This is a genomic window from Ruegeria sp. CG8 (genome assembly GCF_056537165.1).
In genome coordinates, this window is record NZ_JBQFRA010000003.1 from 134,720 (window position 1) to 152,461 (window position 17,742).

The 17,742-nt window shown below is 62.0% G+C and carries 17 protein-coding genes and 1 riboswitch; of the genes, 9 read left to right on the plus strand and 8 right to left on the minus strand.

Features of this window, described 5'->3' with window-relative positions:
- The first annotated feature begins 15 nt into the window (after positions 1–15).
- The 3 genes from ACR0EF_RS10785 to ACR0EF_RS10795 are packed head-to-tail and all read left to right on the plus strand — an operon-like array spanning position 16 to position 2,626.
- Positions 16–1,245: a class I SAM-dependent RNA methyltransferase gene (locus tag ACR0EF_RS10785; protein WP_170370379.1), complete on the plus strand. Its 1,230-nt coding sequence runs from the start codon at positions 16–18 to the stop codon at positions 1,243–1,245.
- Positions 1,246–1,265: 20 nt separating this feature from the next.
- On the plus strand, positions 1,266–2,051 hold the full coding sequence (locus ACR0EF_RS10790; protein WP_170370378.1) for an ion transporter: 786 nt from the start codon (positions 1,266–1,268) through the stop codon (positions 2,049–2,051).
- A gap of 56 nt (positions 2,052–2,107) precedes the next feature.
- A complete protein-coding gene (locus tag ACR0EF_RS10795; protein ID WP_093963918.1) occupies positions 2,108–2,626 on the plus strand; it encodes a L,D-transpeptidase family protein in 519 nt (172 codons plus the stop codon).
- On the opposite strand, the gene ACR0EF_RS10800 is transcribed toward ACR0EF_RS10795, so the two are convergent.
- The 7 genes from ACR0EF_RS10800 to cysQ form a co-directional block, all read right to left on the minus strand.
- Entirely contained in the window at positions 2,610–4,046 is a 1,437-nt protein-coding gene (locus ACR0EF_RS10800) for a nodulation protein NodH (protein ID WP_170373160.1), read from the minus strand. The two genes, ACR0EF_RS10795 and ACR0EF_RS10800, sit on opposite strands and share 17 nt — an antisense overlap.
- Before the next feature lie 6 nt (positions 4,047–4,052).
- Positions 4,053–5,756 carry a DUF5927 domain-containing protein gene (locus ACR0EF_RS10805; RefSeq protein WP_170373161.1) on the minus strand — a complete coding sequence of 568 codons (1,704 nt, stop codon included), beginning with the start codon at positions 5,754–5,756 and terminating at the stop codon, positions 4,053–4,055.
- A complete protein-coding gene (locus tag ACR0EF_RS10810) occupies positions 5,753–6,739 on the minus strand; it encodes a glycosyltransferase family 2 protein (RefSeq protein ID WP_170370375.1) in 987 nt (328 codons plus the stop codon). Before ACR0EF_RS10810 ends, ACR0EF_RS10805 begins: the two co-directional genes overlap by 4 nt.
- A 185-nt stretch (positions 6,740–6,924) precedes the next feature.
- Positions 6,925–7,968 (minus strand): glycosyltransferase family 2 protein, encoded by a 1,044-nt coding sequence (locus tag ACR0EF_RS10815; RefSeq protein ID WP_170370475.1) that lies wholly within the window; start codon positions 7,966–7,968, stop codon positions 6,925–6,927.
- A 7-nt stretch (positions 7,969–7,975) separates the two neighbouring features.
- Entirely contained in the window at positions 7,976–8,959 is a 984-nt protein-coding gene (galE, locus tag ACR0EF_RS10820) for a UDP-glucose 4-epimerase GalE (RefSeq protein WP_170364396.1), read from the minus strand.
- Positions 8,960–9,032: 73 nt separating this feature from the next.
- The gene (locus ACR0EF_RS10825) at positions 9,033–9,833 is read right to left on the minus strand and encodes a 3-deoxy-manno-octulosonate cytidylyltransferase family protein (protein ID WP_170373162.1); all 801 of its coding nucleotides are present in this window, start codon (positions 9,831–9,833) and stop codon (positions 9,033–9,035) included.
- Positions 9,833–10,630: a 3'(2'),5'-bisphosphate nucleotidase CysQ gene (gene cysQ / locus ACR0EF_RS10830; RefSeq protein WP_170373163.1), complete on the minus strand. Its 798-nt coding sequence runs from the start codon at positions 10,628–10,630 to the stop codon at positions 9,833–9,835. Before cysQ ends, ACR0EF_RS10825 begins: the two co-directional genes overlap by 1 nt.
- Before the next feature lie 122 nt (positions 10,631–10,752).
- Here cysQ and ACR0EF_RS10835 point away from each other — a divergent pair, with 122 nt between their 5' ends.
- Positions 10,753–11,574: an ABC transporter permease gene (locus tag ACR0EF_RS10835; protein WP_170363982.1), complete on the plus strand. Its 822-nt coding sequence runs from the start codon at positions 10,753–10,755 to the stop codon at positions 11,572–11,574.
- Here ACR0EF_RS10835 and ACR0EF_RS10840 read toward each other — a convergent pair.
- Positions 11,571–12,173 (minus strand): alpha-ketoglutarate-dependent dioxygenase AlkB family protein, encoded by a 603-nt coding sequence (locus tag ACR0EF_RS10840; RefSeq protein ID WP_170370374.1) that lies wholly within the window; start codon positions 12,171–12,173, stop codon positions 11,571–11,573. The two genes, ACR0EF_RS10835 and ACR0EF_RS10840, sit on opposite strands and share 4 nt — an antisense overlap.
- A gap of 213 nt (positions 12,174–12,386) precedes the next feature.
- On the opposite strand from ACR0EF_RS10840, the gene dnaK reads away from it, so the two are divergent.
- From dnaK to thiS, 5 genes are all read left to right on the plus strand, one after another.
- Complete coding sequence (gene dnaK / locus ACR0EF_RS10845) at positions 12,387–14,294, plus strand: molecular chaperone DnaK (protein ID WP_170363984.1); 1,908 nt, start codon at positions 12,387–12,389, stop codon at positions 14,292–14,294.
- A gap of 74 nt (positions 14,295–14,368) precedes the next feature.
- Positions 14,369–15,511: a molecular chaperone DnaJ gene (gene dnaJ / locus ACR0EF_RS10850; protein ID WP_170361153.1), complete on the plus strand. Its 1,143-nt coding sequence runs from the start codon at positions 14,369–14,371 to the stop codon at positions 15,509–15,511.
- Between the two features lie 126 nt (positions 15,512–15,637).
- Positions 15,638–15,740: riboswitch (TPP riboswitch) on the plus strand.
- A gap of 46 nt (positions 15,741–15,786) precedes the next feature.
- Positions 15,787–16,590, plus strand: a complete 804-nt coding sequence (gene thiD, locus ACR0EF_RS10855) for a bifunctional hydroxymethylpyrimidine kinase/phosphomethylpyrimidine kinase (RefSeq protein WP_170373211.1) — start codon at positions 15,787–15,789, stop codon at positions 16,588–16,590.
- A complete protein-coding gene (locus ACR0EF_RS10860) occupies positions 16,587–17,564 on the plus strand; it encodes an FAD-dependent oxidoreductase (RefSeq protein ID WP_170373212.1) in 978 nt (325 codons plus the stop codon). The genes thiD and ACR0EF_RS10860 overlap by 4 nt, the downstream gene beginning before the upstream one ends.
- Entirely contained in the window at positions 17,548–17,742 is a 195-nt protein-coding gene (gene thiS, locus ACR0EF_RS10865; RefSeq protein ID WP_170373164.1) for a sulfur carrier protein ThiS, read from the plus strand. The genes ACR0EF_RS10860 and thiS overlap by 17 nt, the downstream gene beginning before the upstream one ends.

Sequence of the window (17,742 nt, forward strand, 5' to 3'; positions counted from 1 at the left end):
GCTATCAGGCAGGCCATGACGCAGGAATACACCATTCTCCGCCTCGGGCATCAGGGCGACGGCATCGCCGAGGGCCCGGTCTATGCCCCCCGAACGCTGCCCGGAGAGCGGGTCAGCGGCGCGTTGGACGGCTCGGTGCTGACCGATATCAAGGTGCTTACGCCGTCGGACGATCGGGTCAAGCCGCCCTGCCGCCACTACAAAAGCTGTGGCGGCTGCCAGTTGCAGCACGCCTCGGACACCTTCGTGGCCGATTGGAAGGTCGAGGTGGTGCGTACCGCCTTGGCCGCTCAGCGGCTGCAGGCCGAGATGCGCCCGATCCTGACGTCGCCACCGCAGTCGCGTCGCCGCGCCTCCATCGCGGTGCGCCGCACCAAGAAGGGCGCGCTGGCGGGGTTCCACGGGCGCGCCTCGGACGTGATCACCGAGATCCCGGATTGCCAGCTGCTGGACCCGGCTCTGACTGCCGCCACCCCAGTGGCCAAGGCGCTGGCCGAACTGGGCGGCAGCCGCAAGGGCGTGTTGTCGGTCACCCTGACCCTGTCCGAAGCCGGGCTGGACGTGGCGGTGCAGGGCGGCAAGCCGCTGGATGGCCCGCTGGAACTGGCGCTTGCGCAGGCGACCGAGCAGCACGGGCTGGCGCGGCTGGCCTGGGATGGCGAGGTGATCGCCATGCGCAACCCACCCGCACAGCGGTTCGGACCAGCGGCGGTGGTCCCGCCGCCGGGGGCCTTCCTTCAGGCCACTAAAGACGGAGAACAGGCTCTGACACAGGCTGTTTTCGAGATTGTCGGCCCAGCCAAGCGGGTGGTTGATCTGTTCGCGGGCTGCGGCACGTTCTCGTTGCCGCTGGCGCAACGGGCCGAGGTTCATGCCGTTGAAGGCGCGGCCGACATGACCCGTGCGCTGGATCAGGGCTGGCGCAAGTCCACGGGATTGAAACAGGTCACGACCGAAGCGCGCGACCTGTTCCGCCGCCCCTTGATGCCGGACGAGCTGCGCCGTTTTGACGCCGTGGTTCTGGACCCGCCGCGCGCCGGCGCCGAGGCCCAGGTGGCCGAGCTGGCTGAGGCCCGCCGTCCGGTCATTGCCTATGTGTCCTGCAACCCTGTGACCTTCGCGCGGGATGCAAAAATTCTGGTTCAGGCGGGCTATGCCCTTGAATGGGTCCAAGTGGTTGACCAATTTCGATGGTCATCCCACAGCGAATTGGTGGGCAGCTTCAAACTGGCAGAGAATCCATGACCCGACAGGAGACCCTTCGCATGACGATCCGGCAGCGCCTGCAGGCCTTTGTCGAAAACCCGCGGTTTTCGCAATTCATCACCGGCGTCATCTTGGTGAACGCAGTTCTGCTGGGCATGGAAACCTCGGACGGCCTGATGGCGAAATTCGGGCCGGCGATCGTGCTGCTCGACACCATCTGCCTGACCATCTTCGTGGCCGAGATCGCGATGAAACTGGTGGCCAACGGGCGCCGTTTCTTCCTCAATGGCTGGAACATCTTCGATTTCGTCATCGTCGGCATCGCCTTGGTGCCCGGCGGTGCGGGTCTTTCGGTGTTGCGTGCGCTGCGGATTCTGCGGGTGCTGCGCGTGATATCGGTTGCGCCACGTCTGCGCCGGGTGGTCGAGGGCTTCATTTCGGCCTTGCCGGGCATGGCAAGCGTGTTCCTGTTGATGGCGATCCTGTTCTATATCGGTGCTGTGATCTCGACCAAACTGTTCTCGGACAGCTTTCCGGAGTGGTTCGGTGATCTGGGTCTGTCGGCCTACACCCTGTTCCAGATCATGACGTTGGAAAGCTGGTCGATGGGCATCGTCCGCCCGGTGATGGAGGTATATCCCTACGCCTGGCTGTTCTTCGTGCCCTTCATCATGGTCACGACCTTCGCGGTCGTGAACCTGTTGGTCGGTCTGATCGTGAATTCGATGCAGGATGCCCACCACGCCGAGGACGAAGTCAAGACGGATGCCTATCGGGACGAGGTGCTGGACCGGCTGGAGTCGATCGAACGCCGCCTGACCGAGCATATGAACAGCAAAAAGTGATTTCCGTTTCTGCCGGATTTTGGCATTATGCGAAAAAACGAGCAGGCAGTGAAATCATGGATCGTCGAGCATTTGGATTGGGTGCACTGGCAACACTGAGCCTTTCGGCTTGTGGAAGTGCGGGCCCCCGGTTTCTGACCTACAACGGACCCGAGGTGACATCCATTGTGGTGAACAAGGGCGCGCGCAAGATGTACCTGCTGCATCACGAGCAGATCTTGCGTGAATATGATGTCGAGCTTGGGTTCGCTCCAAGCGGCACAAAGGTCAAGCGCGGAGACGGTCGCACACCCGAAGGCACCTACCTGATCGACCGCCGCAACCCTCGCAGCCGATATCACCTGTCGCTGGGGATTTCCTATCCCAACAGCCAGGATATCGCCAAGGCAAAGGCGATGGGCTTCGACCCGGGTGGAGATATCTTCATTCACGGCCAACCGAACCTGCGCAAGGAGTTCAAGCGCGCGAAGAAGACACCGGATTGGACCGCTGGCTGCATCGCCGTCAAAAACGAAGAGATCGAAGAGATATATGCGATGGTGAACGAGGGTACGTTGATCACCGTTCGGCCTTGATAGGCCGCCATTTCCCGAATCCAAACTGCAGATAATCGCGCTGATAGGTTTCCTCGGCCAGCGCCTCGAGTTTGTCATCGTAGATCTGATCCAACGAATAGGGCTGGTCCGGCGCGGGCACGCCGGGCTTCGGCGGGGCATTGTGCCCCAGGCCGCGGGCCAGATTCGGTAGCGCGGTGGCCATCTCTTCTTCGCGCAGTATGAGATCGGGCAGGGCAAAGCCCGCAATCCCCTCCAGCATGCGGGCCTGCGTGCACCACAGCCCGTCGACCCGGATCGGGGTCTGGCCAGAAAGATTCAGCTGCAGAAACTCAAGAAACGCCGAAAACGCCTGATAGTGCTGCTCGAGCGAATAGTTCCCATCGCGCACCTGGCCCGGGATCGGCAACTTGAACCCGTTGCGCAGCCGGTTGCGGATTCCGGCATATGCGCCGGGCCCGGTGCCCAGGATCCGTTCGCAAAACACCGAATGTGCCCGCGCCAACGGGTGTCGCAGGACCGTGAATTTCCGGTGACCCGGATGCGCCTTCATCCAGCGGCGCACCTGTTTCTGGTTTCGGTCGGTGATCAGCTCGCCGCCATCCAGTTCGGACATCCATTGAACCACGATCTGTTCCGGTCCACCACGGATCGGCAGATACATCAGCGGCGTTTCCGCGGCCGCGATATGACGCGAAACGGCAGGCCCCCGTCGTGGTTCGAAGTTCGGCGTTCGGTGCAGGTTGAACCGGTCCAGCGCCGCAAGGGCCGCATCCATGGCTTCGGGATTGGTCACCTTTGACAAAGCCGGTTCCGGGTTCTGAGGTTTGAGATCCGGAGCCAGTTGATCCAGACGCGCCTCAACCCCCAGCCATGCCGCCAGTCCGTTCAGAACATCCAGTTGGGTCAGATCCTCGTAACCGATGTAAAATGCGGTCTGGCCCGTTTTTTGCAGCTGATTGACCAAACTCAGTTGAAACGCCTGCTGCTCATCCACGTAGTCCCGAAACTCGTCCGCATCAAACGCAACCTTGGTGGCGCGCCTGCGTTTGACGTTGGTCAGCATCCACTGTTGGGTCTCCCGCGCAATCTTGAGCGAGATGTAGCTGTCCAACGGGTTGCGGTTGAGAATGATCTTTGCGCAGCGCGGATCGTTCAGCGCCATCGTCAGGGCCCGCGGGTCGTGCGAGTGAAAAAACCGGAACCCGTGCAGACCCTCCGGCGCGGAACGCATTGCTTCGATCAGGCGGTCCGGCGCAGCATCCCTGTCTTCCAGTGAAAATCCCAGCACTTCGGTTGCTTTCGGGTATCCGATGAAGTGCGGATTGAACGCCTCGCCATGACACTGCACGCCGTCCAACGCATTCAGGTTTGCCTCCAGCAGGTTCGACCCGGTGCGCATTTCGGCAAGAATGATGAAATAGTCAAAGTCGGTCGGCATGCGGGGTCATTGCACCAGGTAGGGCTTGCGATACGGGCGGGTCTGATTGCCGAATACATCGTCGGCAGGAAAGTCGCCCATCAGGTGAGGGTGCATTCCCTGGTTCTTGAGGTTTTGCAGGAACTTTCCAAACCCCGCCAGATCAACCATCGTCGGCGCCTCGATCAGATGGCTGGGCTGCGTCGCGCCCATCTCTTCAAGAACGGTTTGCAGGTGTTCCATCGGAGATTCGACGAATTCGGCCATTGACCAAACATGCACGCGCGCTTTGGTCCACACGGAATCCAGCACCTCAAGCTGTTCGGTCTCGATCTTTTGCAGGCGGGCCGCTTCGGCGCGGATGTCGGCGAAATTCATGTTCGACCGAAACAGCGGAACAGCCCAGGCCCCGGTGACCACGCAGACCTGTGCGTTCTTGTCTCTCGCCAGAAACCAATTGATCTTCTGGGTGTCAGCGGGGCCGAATTGAAAACACTGGCGTTCGCCCCGGGTGTTCCAGATCAGGTTCGAAAGAAAAGCCGTCGGATTGTAGTCGCGTAAAACGGCGTTGTCGCTGAGGGACCCGTTCAGGATGGTCTCGCCTTCGGCAAACTCGGCACGCGTGGGGTTGAACAGATGCCCATGGACGCGGGCGCCTGACGCATTGCCCAGCCAGCTTTCAAAGCCCTCAAACAACTCGGAAAAACCCTGAAACACGGAGTAAGGAAACGCGGTCAGGCCGTTTTCGCTGCCATGGCGGGGAAAACGACTTTGCATGTACAGGCCGTCGCGGCCGCGGGTACGACGCTCGACCGCTTTGGAAAAAACGCGGTCGATCTTGCCGGGATTGGGCTCGGCGGGTTTTCCGGCGAGATACTGATCGTTCAGAAACGCCTGATACAGCCGGTCGGCGCGCGGCCAGGTCTTGCGGGCGACAAAACAATCGGATCGGCGCAGCAACTGCAGGTGATCGTCATAGAAGATGTGCGGGCGGCCCTGATAGTCGAATTTCGACAGGGTCAGCGATCGGCTTTCGATCTGGGTGGAATAGAGCCGCGCCAGCGTCTGGAAATAGCTTTCGTCGGGGATCCAGACATGCCGGAAGTATCGATCATAGACCTCTCGCTTGGGGTCTTGCAGGATCGCGGTCAGGGTCTGCCGAGTCAGGCACCACCACTGGCTGCCCATATGCGGGATCAGTCCGTTGGGGATTGTCCGCCGATATCCGACCGCGCGCTGAAGCTTGACGAAGCGGTCAAACAGCTTGCGGTGTTTGCGCCACGAGAAGGGAAACCGAAGGGTAAAGCGTTCAAGGTCCAGCCCGCCCACGGTCCAACTGACATCGGCGGTGGTGGCGCTTTCAATGAAATCCACGCGAGGCCGGTCGCTCAGGTAATCGATCAGGTCCTGAACCGGGCGCAATGGCAGGCAAGAGCCCGATGACAGAAAGACATGGCGTACGTCGGGAAAGCGCTCCAGCATCAGCGTCGCGGCAGATTGCGAAGCCGCAACGATACCCCAGCCGCCCCACTCGCAGACCTGGCGGTCGCAGAACAGGATCAGCGGATCATCCCCGCAGGCTGCGACAAAGTCTTTGAACACGGCCGGGTCGACCTTGCGGTCGACGTGGATGACCACCGGACAACCTGCCGCGGTCCAGTGCCGGGCAACCTGCTCAGCCCGGTCCAGCGCAGTGTGGACCAGCATCACGATGCCCAGGGTCCCGCTCATGCCCAGTTCCCTTTGGACATCAGACCCAGAATCTCAAGTTGGCGCCAATTGATGTATTTCTCGGACCATTTGCACCAGAAAACCGGTTTGCTCTCCAACTGGTCGACATAGGCCCTGTATTCGCCGGACGCGCGGTAGTGTTCACCGCGCTGCAGTTCTTCGCGGGCTTTGTCACCCAGCGTGTTGATCAGCTTGGCATGCAGCAATGCGCCGCTGGTTTTCTCGCCGCCCCACTCCTCGTAGACCTGGTTCAGGCCGCGCGGCAGCAGCGCATGGGTCGAGCTGACATAGACATAGCGCCGATCCCATTTGACCAGAGGGATCTTGTTCAGCGCGGGCGCTTTCGCGGGCTTGTCCTGAAAGAAAACCCGTGCCCGTGGCCCACCCTGGATCCACAGGTTTCCATAGGCCGGGTTCTTGGTGATCATGTAGTTGCCCGAGTCGAACCATGCGGCAATCTCGAACGGGTCCTGCCCCTCGTGATAGGTGGCGTCCTGTATCGGCCCCTCGGGATACATGTCCAGCAGCATCGTCCCGAAACTGCGCACCCCGGTGCCGTCCAGCCAGTCGGTCAGCGCGTCGATGGGACGTGTGTCGCAGAACGGATAGATCAGGAACTCGTCCGGATCTACGGTCAGGACCCAGTGTCCATGGGCGTATTTCCGCAGCAAGTAGTTGGACCAGTCGATCCCGAATGTAGAACGGCGATAGCTGGCATTCGTATACCAGACCGAGACATCGGGCTGCGCCTTGAGATAGTCCAGCGTGCCATCCGTGCTGTCATTGTCGACGAACAGGAAATGCCGGACGCCCAGCTTGCGGTAATAGTCCAGAAAATAGGGCAGGCGGATCTTTTCGTTGCGCACGACGCTCATCAGCAGAACATCACCGGACCGGATCTGCCGGGTGTTGTTGCGGACGGTGCGCAGATCGCGTCTTCGGCGGATGCAGCGCACAAGACGGCGCTTGCGCCGCAGTCTCATCCGGTAAGAATCCAAAAGGCTCACGCGCTGCCCAACCTTCTTGTAATACGCGAGCATGCCCGGGGTCCGCATTTGGTCAGACGGGAGCCGGACACTAACGTTTTATGACATTTTCGCACCTTGCGAAGCAATGTATTTAAAAGCCGTTAGCCAAGCATGGGTTTTTGAGGCACAGGGTTCCCCGTTCACGTCCACCCGCCCGCTGACAGCAGTCCAAGGCTCTGCAGATGCGCCCAGCCTGAATACCGTTCTGATTGTGGAGTCCAAAGGTCGGGCCCGGCAATGATGCCATCATAGTATGGCCCGAATTGGTCGGGATCATGAAAATGCTGGCGCCTTTGTTTTTCGATGCGCGACTTCTCGACGACTTGCGGCAGGAATTTCGTGTGCAACAGGACGCCCGAGGGGGTTTGCCCGGAAGGCCCGCCATAGGCAAAATTCAGGTGTCGGGGCAGGGCCGAGTGACAGGAGTTCACGAAGGCATAGCGACGGTCCCACTTCACCAACGGAATCTTGTTCAGGGTCGGAGACCGGTCCGGGCAATCGGCAAAGAAGGCGCGTTCGCGAACGCCGCCTTGCACCCACAGGTTTCCCAGCGGCTCTTGCCGGCGGGCCCTGTAAGGGCCGGAATCGAACCAGTTCAAAGTTTCGGTCGGGTCGGTCTCGGGATCATAGGGCGCCGCGCCCAACGGGCCTTTCGGGTATAGATCAAGCATCAGCGCGCCAAAGGCCGGCTGTCCGATTTGGTCCAGCCATCCCGTCAGATCGCGCAGGTCGCGGCCGTCGTGATGGGCATAGATCAGCAGTTCGTCCGCATCCACCATCAGCGTCCAATGACCATGGCCATGCCGCATCTGCAACCAAGTCAGCCAGTCCAGCCCGAACCGAGCCTCGCGATAGCTGGCCTGCGTTTGCCACAGCGACACGTCCGGCTGGTTCAGCAGATAGGTGGTCGAACCGTCATCGCTGCCGTTGTCGACCATCAGGAAATGATCGACCCCCAGCCGGCGATAGTGGCGCAAGAACCAGGGCAGGCGCTCGATCTCGTTGCGCAGGGTGGTAAAGGCCAGAATGTCGGTGGGCGCGATCAGCCGGGTCTTGTCCGAAACCGGCGTCAACGCGTGGCGGCTGCGGAAGGACCGCCACAACAGGCGCTTGCGTTTCAGGCGCAGGCGGTATCTGCGAACCCAGCCCGGGGCGTTTTCGTCATGGTGGTGCGCGGCGCCCATGGCTCGATCACTTTTCGTAATGGCCATTCTGATGCCAGCGCCAGGCATCGGCGATCATCACTTCCAGCCGCGACCGTTTGGGCCGCCAGCCCAGTTCGGCCTCGGCCCGGGTCGAGCCTGACACCAGCTTGGTGCAGTCGCCCGCCCGGCGCGGACCGGTGATGAAGGGCACCTCGCGATTGGTCACGCTGTGCGACTGCGCGATCACCTCTTTTACTGAAAACCCGGTGCCGGTGCCCAGGTTGAACACCCGGCTGCCCTTGCCCTGTTCCAGCCAGCGCAGGCCCAGCACATGCGCATCCACCAGGTCGCAGACATGGACATAGTCGCGGATGCAGGTGCCGTCGGGCGTATCGTAATCGGTGCCAAAGACAGTCAGCGCGTCGCGCTTCCCGTCGATCGCGTCCAACAACAGCGGAACCAGATGGGTCTCGGGGCGGTGAAACTCGCCCACGTCGCCGTCAGGGTCGGCACCGGCCACGTTGAAATAGCGAAAGATCACGTGGTTCAGCCCGTGCGCCTGTTCGAAATCGCGCAGGATGTCCTCGATCGCGCGTTTCGAGGCGCCATAGGCGTTCAACGGGTGTTGCGGCGTGGTTTCGTCCAGCACCACGTTGTCGTGGTCGCCATAGGTTGCACAGGTGGACGAGAACACGAAGTCCAGGCAGCCGGCGGCCACGGCCGCCTCAATCAGGCTCAGCGATCCGGTGACGTTGTTGCGCCAGTACCGGCCCGGCTCGCTCATGGCTTCGCCGACCTGGCTGAGCGCGGCAAAATGCATCACTGCCGCCGGCTGGTACTTGGCAAAGACCTGCTCCAGCCGCGCGCGGTCCAGCAGATCGCCCTGTTCGAAGGGGCCGAATTTCACCGCATCCTGCCAGCCGGTGACAAGGTTGTCATAAGTCACGGGCACATAGCCCGCCTGCGCCAGCGCCTTGCAGGCATGAGATCCGATATATCCGGCGCCGCCGGTCACGAGTATGTTTGTCATCCGTGGTCCTGCCGAATGTCTGCCCGTCATGGATTAGCTGCCCGGCCGCCCGCGCGGAACGGGGAATTTGCGCCTATTCCAACCCCATCGCGGCCATCATGCTTTCGATCCTGGCCACGTCCTGCGGATTGTTCAACTCCCAGAACTGACGGCCTTTTGCCTCGACCTCGACACACAGAACCTTGCGCCCGTTTTCCATGAACCGCAGCTGTTCCAGCCCCTCGAGCCGTTCCAGCGGCCCGACCGGCCAGCCCGGATAGGCGGCCAGCGCGTCGGGCCGGTAGGCGTAGACGCCCACATGGTGGAACACCGGCGTCGGATCCGACCCGGCATAGGTTTCGGCGGTGAAGGGGATCACTTCCTTCGAGAAATAGAGCGCGCTGTGATCGGTCGCGAAGACGGCGGTGGTGCCGCCCACCCGGCCATGCCTGCGGTCGTTCAGCAGCCCGTTCAGCGCCTCGCCGTCGCACCGCAGCACCGGCGTGGCCACGCCGGCCTCGGGCGCGGCGCGCAGGCCATTGACCAGATCCTCGATGAACCAATGCGGGGTCAGCGGGGCGTCGCCCTGCAGGTTGACCACGATCTCGTAGCCGCCGCCCAGCCTGTCATGCGCCTCGGCGCAGCGTTCGGTGCCGTTGGCGCAGCTTTCCGAGGTCATCACCACCTCGGCGCCAAAGCCCTCGGCCGCGGCGCGGATGCGGTCGTCATCGGTGGCCACCACCACACGGTCGACGTCTGAGACCGACATGGCCGCGCGCCAGGACCGCTCGATCAGGGTCATGGACTTTCCCGTTGCGCCGGTCAGCGGCACCAGCGGTTTGCCCGGATAGCGGGTCGAGGCATAGCGGGCGGGGATCGCGATCAGAACCGACATCAGGCCTCCTTGAGTTCGACGCCGGGGGCATAGGCGATGAAGAACGGGTTGGCATAGCCTTCCTTGCCGTAGGTCAGCGGCGCGTGGTCGTCAAAACGAACCACATTACCCCCGGCACCGGCCAGCACCGCGTGGCCAGCGGCGGTGTCCCACTCCATCGTGCGGCCGACACGCGGGTAGAGGTCGGCCTCGCCCGTGGCCACAAGGCAGAATTTCAGCGACGAGCCCGCCGACTTGCTGTCTTTGACCTGGTATTTGTTGATGTAGTCATCCGTAGCCTGATCGCGATGCGATTTCGAGGCCACCACCAAAAGCGCCGAATTGTCCGGATCAGAGACTGAAATCGGGGTGACCTCGCCCGGTTTGTCCTTGTCCAGAGCGCCGGTTTCTTCGACCGATCGGCCATCGGCCAGGGTATAGAACATGCGCCCGCGGGCCGGGGCATAGACCACGCCGCGGGTGGGCACGCCGTTTTCGACCAGCGCGATGTTCACGGTGAAATCGCCACGTCGGTTTATGAATTCCTTGGTGCCGTCCAGCGGATCGACGATCAGAAAGGTGTCGCCCTGCTGGCTGTGCGACGCGGCCTGCTCCTCGGTCACCAGCAGGATGTCGGGAAAGGCGGCGCGCAGACCGGCCGAGATCAGCGCATCGGCGGCTTCGTCGGCTTCGGTCACGGGGCTGGAATCGGACTTGACCTTCACGTCAAAATCATCGGCATCGTAGATCTCCATGATCTTGTCGCCCGCTTCGAGGGCCAGGCGTCTGATCACGGGGATGAGGTCGTCATAGGTCACAAAAATGCTCCGTTTCCATGGTTTGTTGATCCGAAAACCTGACGAACTTATGCTGTGCCGGATGCGGAACGGCAAGGAATTCGTGCCACGCTGGCGGAACAAAACCGGGAAAGAGCGTTCGAGTGTTCTATTACAAGCGAAGCAGCAGCCTTGTGGGTGGGGCATTCAACCTTGCGGAACTGGTGTTTCACGCCGTGGTCCGCAACATCCGCTCGCAGCATTCCAACGCCGTAATCGCCATCATGATGAACATCGTCCAGGTCGTTTTGATGGCGACCGTGTTCTATTTCATCATGTCGTTTCTGGGCGGACGGGTGGCCAAAATCCGGGGTGAGTTCATCCTGTACATCCTGTCCGGCATCTTTCTTTTCATGACGCACATCAAGTCCGTCGGTGCGATTGCGGGGCTTGGAGGCACCAACAACCCCATGATGCTGCATTCGCCGATGAACATGATGGTTCTGCTTTTGGCCGCGGCCTTCGGAACCTTGTACACGCAGGTCGTTTCAATCCTGGTGATCCTGTTCGTCTACAGCGTCGCGGTCAATCCGATCGAGATGCAGGACCCGGGCGGCGCGTTCGCGATGCTGATCCTTGCGTGGTACACCGGCTGCGCGGTCGGTCTGGTCTTCATGGCGCTCAAGCCGTGGCTGCCGCAGACCTCCACCATTCTCAGCAATGTTTATCGCCGGATGAACATGATCTTCTCGGGCAAGATGTTCGTGGGCAATGCGCTGGGCGGATGGATGCTGGCCATGTTCGCCTGGAACCCGTTGTTTCACGTGATCGATCAGTGCCGCGGTTTCGTGTTTCGCAACTATTTTCCGCGCAACTCCAGCTGGGAATATGCGCTTTGGGTCGGTATCGCCCTGATGATGATCGGGTTGCTGGGAGAATTCTTTACCCGCAAGCACATTTCGAAAAGCTGGGATGCGCGCCGTTAGGTTGCCACGCGCAGCGTCAGGTTGATCCGGCCCCCTTTGGGCAGCAGGCGCGAAGAGCCGAAGCGGATCCGGTCGATACCGTGATAGGCCAACCGGGCGGGACCCCCCATGACGACCACGTCGCCGGAATTCAGCCAGACGGACTCGGTTTTGCCGCCGCGGGTCGTGTTGCCGATGCGGAACAGGGCGTCATCGCCCAACGAAACCGACAGGACCGGCCACGAGAAATCGGCCTCGTCCTTGTCCTGGTGCATCCCCATTTTTGCGCCTTCGCCGTAGTAGTTGATCAGACAGCAATCGGGATCTCGAGCGGTTCCGGCAAGGTCGCGCCATATCGACAGGATCGGGTCCGGAATGGCAGGCCACGCCATGCCCTTGGGGTGCGCGTCTTGGTACCGGTATCCGGCCCCGTCCGACACCCAGCCCAACGTTCCGGCCGACGTCATGCGAACCGACATCTTGCGCCCCGAAGCGGTCCTGGGATGAAACAGCGGAGCGGCTTTCAGAATCGGCCGCAAAAGCTCGATGATCTGCCGCTGAGCAGCGCCGTCCAGATGGCCTTTTCGGATGTCGAACCCCCGTAAATTCAGGCGCGTCATGACAGAAACCTCATTCCTTTCGAAATCCTTGCCAAAAAAGGCCCAAGATTCCCGAAAACCTGCATTTCACAACGCTTGCAGGCCTCAGGCCTCGCCCTTATATACGCCGGGACGCGCGATGGTGTAGACCTGTCGCGCCCAGCAGATCGGGGCAGGGATGCCGTAACGGGTTCCGGCCTCGGGACATCGCCTTGAAAAGAAAGGGATCGAAAAATGGGAAAAGTAATCGGGATTGACCTCGGGACCACCAACTCGTGCGTAGCCATCATGGACGGCGCGCAGCCGAAGGTCATCGAAAACGCGGAAGGGGCGCGGACCACGCCCTCGATCGTCGCCTTCACCGAAGACGAGCGACTGGTCGGGCAGCCGGCGAAACGCCAGGCGGTCACCAACCCCGACAACACGATTTTTGGCGTCAAGCGCCTGATCGGGCGTCGTGTGGATGACGCAGAAGTCCAGAAGGACAAGAAAATGGTGCCCTACGCCATCGTCGATGGCGGCAACGGCGACGCTTGGGTCGAGGCCCGCGGGCAGAAATACTCTCCAAGCCAGATCTCGGCCTTCATCCTCGGCAAGATGAAAGAAACCGCTGAAAGCTATCTGGGTGAAGAAGTCACGCAGGCCGTGATCACCGTTCCGGCCTATTTCAACGACGCTCAGCGTCAGGCCACCAAGGACGCAGGCAAGATCGCCGGTCTGGAAGTGCTGCGGATCATCAACGAACCGACTGCCGCCGCGCTGGCCTATGGCCTGGACAAGCAGGACAGCCAGACCATCGCGGTCTATGACCTTGGCGGTGGTACCTTCGACGTGACCATTCTGGAAATCGACGACGGCCTGTTCGAGGTCAAATCGACCAATGGTGACACCTTCCTGGGTGGTGAAGACTTTGACATGCGCATCGTCAACTACCTGGCCGACGAGTTCAAAAAGGAACACGGCGTCGACCTGAGCCAGGACAAGATGGCGCTGCAGCGTCTGAAGGAAGCCGCAGAGAAGGCCAAGATCGAGCTTAGCTCGACCACCCAGACCGAGATCAACCAGCCGTTCATCTCGATGGGCGCGAACGGTCAGCCGCTGCATATGGTCATGAAGCTGACCCGTGCCAAGCTGGAATCGCTGGTCGGCGACCTGATCAAGAAGTCGCTGAAGCCCTGCCAGGCCGCTCTGAAAGACGCCGGCATCTCGGCCAGCGACGTGGATGAGGTTGTTCTGGTTGGTGGTATGACCCGGATGCCGAAAGTCATCGAAGAGGTGACCAAGTTCTTCGGCAAAGAGCCGCACAAAGGCGTGAACCCGGACGAAGTCGTGGCCATGGGTGCTGCGATCCAGGCCGGTGTTCTGCAAGGCGACGTCAAGGACGTGGTTCTGCTGGACGTGACCCCGCTGTCGCTGGGCATCGAAACTCTGGGCGGCGTGTTCACCCGCCTGATCGACCGCAACACCACGATCCCGACCAAGAAGTCCCAGGTCTTCTCGACCGCCGAGGACAACCAGAACGCCGTGACCATCCGGGTGTTCCAGGGTGAGCGTGAAATGGCTGCGGACAACAAGATCCTGGGCCAGTTCAACCTTGAAGACATCCCGCCGGCCCCGCGCGGCATGCCTCAGATCGAGGTGACCTTCGACATCGACGCCAACGGCATTGTTTCGGTTTCGGCCAAGGACAAAGGCACCGGCAAGGAACAGAAGATCACGATCCAGGCCTCGGGCGGACTGTCGGAAGAAGACATCGAAAAGATGGTCAAGGACGCCGAGGAAAACGCCGAAGCCGACCGCAAGCGCAAGGAGCTGGTCGAAGCCAAGAACCAGGCCGAAAGCCTGATCCACGCGACCGAGAAATCGATCGAGGAGCATGGCGACAAGGTCGATCCGTCGACCATCGAGGCCATCGAACTGGCGCTGGCGGCCCTCAAGGACGAGGTCGAGTCGGACAATGCCGACAAGATCAAGGCCGGCATCCAGAACGTGACCGAAGCGGCCATGAAACTGGGCGAGGCGATCTACAAGGCGCAGTCCGAAGAGGCCAGCGACGAACCGGCAGCCACGGATGCGGGTCCCGGCGATGACGACATCGTCGATGCCGAGTTCGAAGACCTGGACGATGACAAGCGCAACTAACGGGTAACCGGGCCAATTCGGGCCGGTCCGGATGCCGGGCCGGCCCGTTTACGTTGAGGCAGAAGGAAATACCGATGTCAAAACGCGACTACTACGAAGTGCTCGGCGTGTCCAAGGGTGCTTCGGCGGATGAGATCAAGAAAGCTTTTCGCCGGAAGGCGAAAGAGCTGCACCCCGATCGCAACAAGGACAACCCGGACGCCGAGGCCCTGTTCAAAGAGGCCAACGAGGCCTATGACGTTCTGCGCGACGCTGACAAAAAGGCCGCCTATGACCGGTTCGGCCATGCTGCGTTCGAGAATGGCATGGGCGGAGGCCAGCGTGGTGGCGGCTTTGGATCGGGCGATTTCTCCAGCGCGTTTTCCGATGTGTTCGATGACCTGTTCGGCGATTTCATGGGTGGACAGCGTGGCGGCGGCGGACGCCGGGCTGCTCGCGGTTCGGACCTTCGCTACAACCTGAGGGTTTCGCTGGAAGAGGCCTATTCCGGCCTGCAGAAAACCATCAACGTCCCGACAGCCGTGGCCTGCTCGTCCTGCGAGGGCACCGGCGCCGAGGGCGGAGTTGAACCAACCACCTGCCCGACCTGTTCCGGCATGGGCAAGGTACGCGCACAACAGGGCTTTTTCACTGTCGAGCGCAGCTGCCCGACCTGTGCTGGTCTGGGACAAATCATCAAGAACCCCTGCAAATCCTGCCATGGCTCGGGCCGGGTCGAGAAGGAACGCGCGCTGTCGGTCAACATTCCGGCGGGCGTCGAAACTGGCACCCGTATCCGTTTGGCGGGCGAGGGCGAGGCCGGAATGCGCGGCGGTCCTCCGGGCGATCTCTACATCTTTGTCGAGGTGACTCCGCACAAACTGTTCGAGCGGGACGGCCCGAACCTGTATTGCCGCGTGCCTGTCAGCATGGCGAAGGCAGCGCTGGGCGGCTCGATCGAAGTGCCCACCATCGACGGTGGCCGCGGCCGGGTGCAGATTCCGGCCGGCAGCCAGTCGGGCCGGCAGATGCGCCTGCGCGGCAAAGGTATGCCTGCGCTGCGGGGCGGCGGTATCGGTGACATGTTCATCGAGCTTGCGGTCGAGACTCCGGTCAACCTGACCGCGCGGCAAAAAGAGCTGCTGCAGGAGTTCGACGATCTGGGAGAGGACAACCACCCGGAATCGAAAAGCTTTTTCTCGTCCGTTAAATCCTTCTGGGAAAGGATGCAAAGCTGATCCCAGCGTTCCAGACCCCGAAAGGCCGGCGTATCATCGCCGGCTTTTTTGTTTTCTAAGTCCAGATTGGCCCGAAACTGCGCGGAATTGGCCCTTGATTCTCGGCCTCAGCCTTGAGAATGTCCGCGCCAACCGTTGGGGTGCCCCGGAACCGGGGCTGAGAGGCGCGAGCCAACCCATCGAACCTGATCCGGGCAATACCGGCGGAGGGAACGGTCTAAAACACTCAGACGTTTTCCATGCCCGCGTTGCCCCACATGCAAGAAGGGAGCGACATGGCGCATATCGCTTTGACCATCGCAGGATCCGACAGCGGCGGAGGGGCCGGTATTCAGGCCGATCTCAAGGCGATGTCGGCGCTGGGTGTGTTCGGTGCCAGTGTCATCACCGCCGTCACGGCGCAGAACACGCAGGCGGTCACCGCCGTGCATGGTATTCCGCTGGACGTGATTGCCGCGCAGATCGACGCGGTTCTGTCCGATCTGGACGTGCGGGCGGTCAAGATCGGCATGCTGGCCACGCCCGAGATCATCCAGACCGTCGCTGACGGCCTGTCCGGCTTTGCAGGCCCCATCGTGCTGGACCCTGTGATGATCGCCAAATCGGGCGATGCCCTGCTGGCGCGCGAGGCGGTGCAAACGTTGCGCGAGGTGCTGCTGCCCCGCGCCACCGTCCTGACCCCGAACCTGCCCGAGGCCGCCTGTCTGCTGGACCAGCTGGTCGCCGAAACGCCCGAGGAGATGGTCGCGCAGGGCCATGACCTGTGCACCCTGGGGGCTGGGGCCGTCCTGATGAAAGGCGGACACGGCAAGGGCGATACCTGCCATGATCTGCTGATCGATCAGAACGGCGTCATCGGTGAATTTACCGCGCCCCGTCAGGACACGCGCAACACCCACGGCACCGGATGCACCCTGTCCTCGGCCGTCGCGGCCGGTCTGGCCAAGGGGCTGCCTCTGGTCGATGCGGTGGCGGAGGCGCATGACTACCTGCAAGGCGCGATCACCCGCGCGGATGAGTTGCAGGTCGGCTCGGGCCACGGGCCGGTACATCACTTCCACCGGGTATGGCTGGCGTGACGGTCTGGTCGGTCATAGGTGCCGGGGTTGCCGGCTTGGCCGTGGCCTCGGAACTGGTGGCGCGGGGCGCGCGGGTGCAGGTGTTCGATCCCGGCGGGCCTCCCGGTCCGCATGGGTGTTCCTGGTGGGCGGGCGGCATGCTGGCGCCGTGGTGCGAATATGAAAATGCCGAGGAACCGGTGCTGAGGCTGGGGCAGCAGGCGATCGACTGGTGGGCGGCCCGCACCCCAGTCGCGCGGCAGGGAACGCTGGTCGTGGCCAACACGCGCGACCTGCCCGACCTGCGCCGCTTTGCCCGCCGGACCGAGGGATTCACGCAGGTCGATCAAGCGAAAATCGCCGAATTAGAGCCTGATCTGCACCAGTTTTCCCAAGGCCTGTTCTTCGCCGACGAGGCCCATCTGGACCCTCGCCGGGCATTGCAGGACCTCTATCGCGGCCTGCAGGACAAAGGGGTCGAATTCCACCGCACGCTGGCCCCGTCGCGGCTGGACAACGCCATCGATTGCCGGGGCCTGCACGCGCGCGACATCCTGCACGACCTGCGCGGCGTGAAGGGTGAAATGCTGGTGATCCGCTGCCCCGACTTGACGCTGACCCGGCCCGTGCGCCTGCTGCATCCCCGGATGCCGCTCTATGTCGTGCCGCGGGGCGAGGGCATCTACATGCTGGGCGCAACGATGATCGAATCCGAGGACAGCAGCCGCATCACCGCGCGCTCGATGCTGGAACTGCTCAGCGCGGCCTATGCGCTGAACCCGGCCTTCGGCGAGGCCGAGGTGCTGGAAATCGGCGTCGATCTGCGCCCGGCCTTTCCCAACAATCTGCCGCGCATCCGCCGGCTGGGCCGGACGATCTATGCCAATGGCCTCTATCGTCACGGCTACCTGCTGGCCCCGGCGCTGGCCCAGGGCGTGGCCGATCTGGCGCTGAACAACACACATTCGGAGATGGTCGATGAAGATCGTGCTTAACGGCGAGCCGCGCGAGGTGAGCGCCGAAACCCTTGGCGACTTGCTGGCCGAATGCCGCTTTTCCGGCCGCGTCGCCACCGCGGTGAACGAGGAATTCGTGCCCTCCAGCCTGCGCATTGCGCACAAACTGGCCGAGGGCGACAGGGTCGAGGTCGTCGCACCGATGCAGGGGGGATGA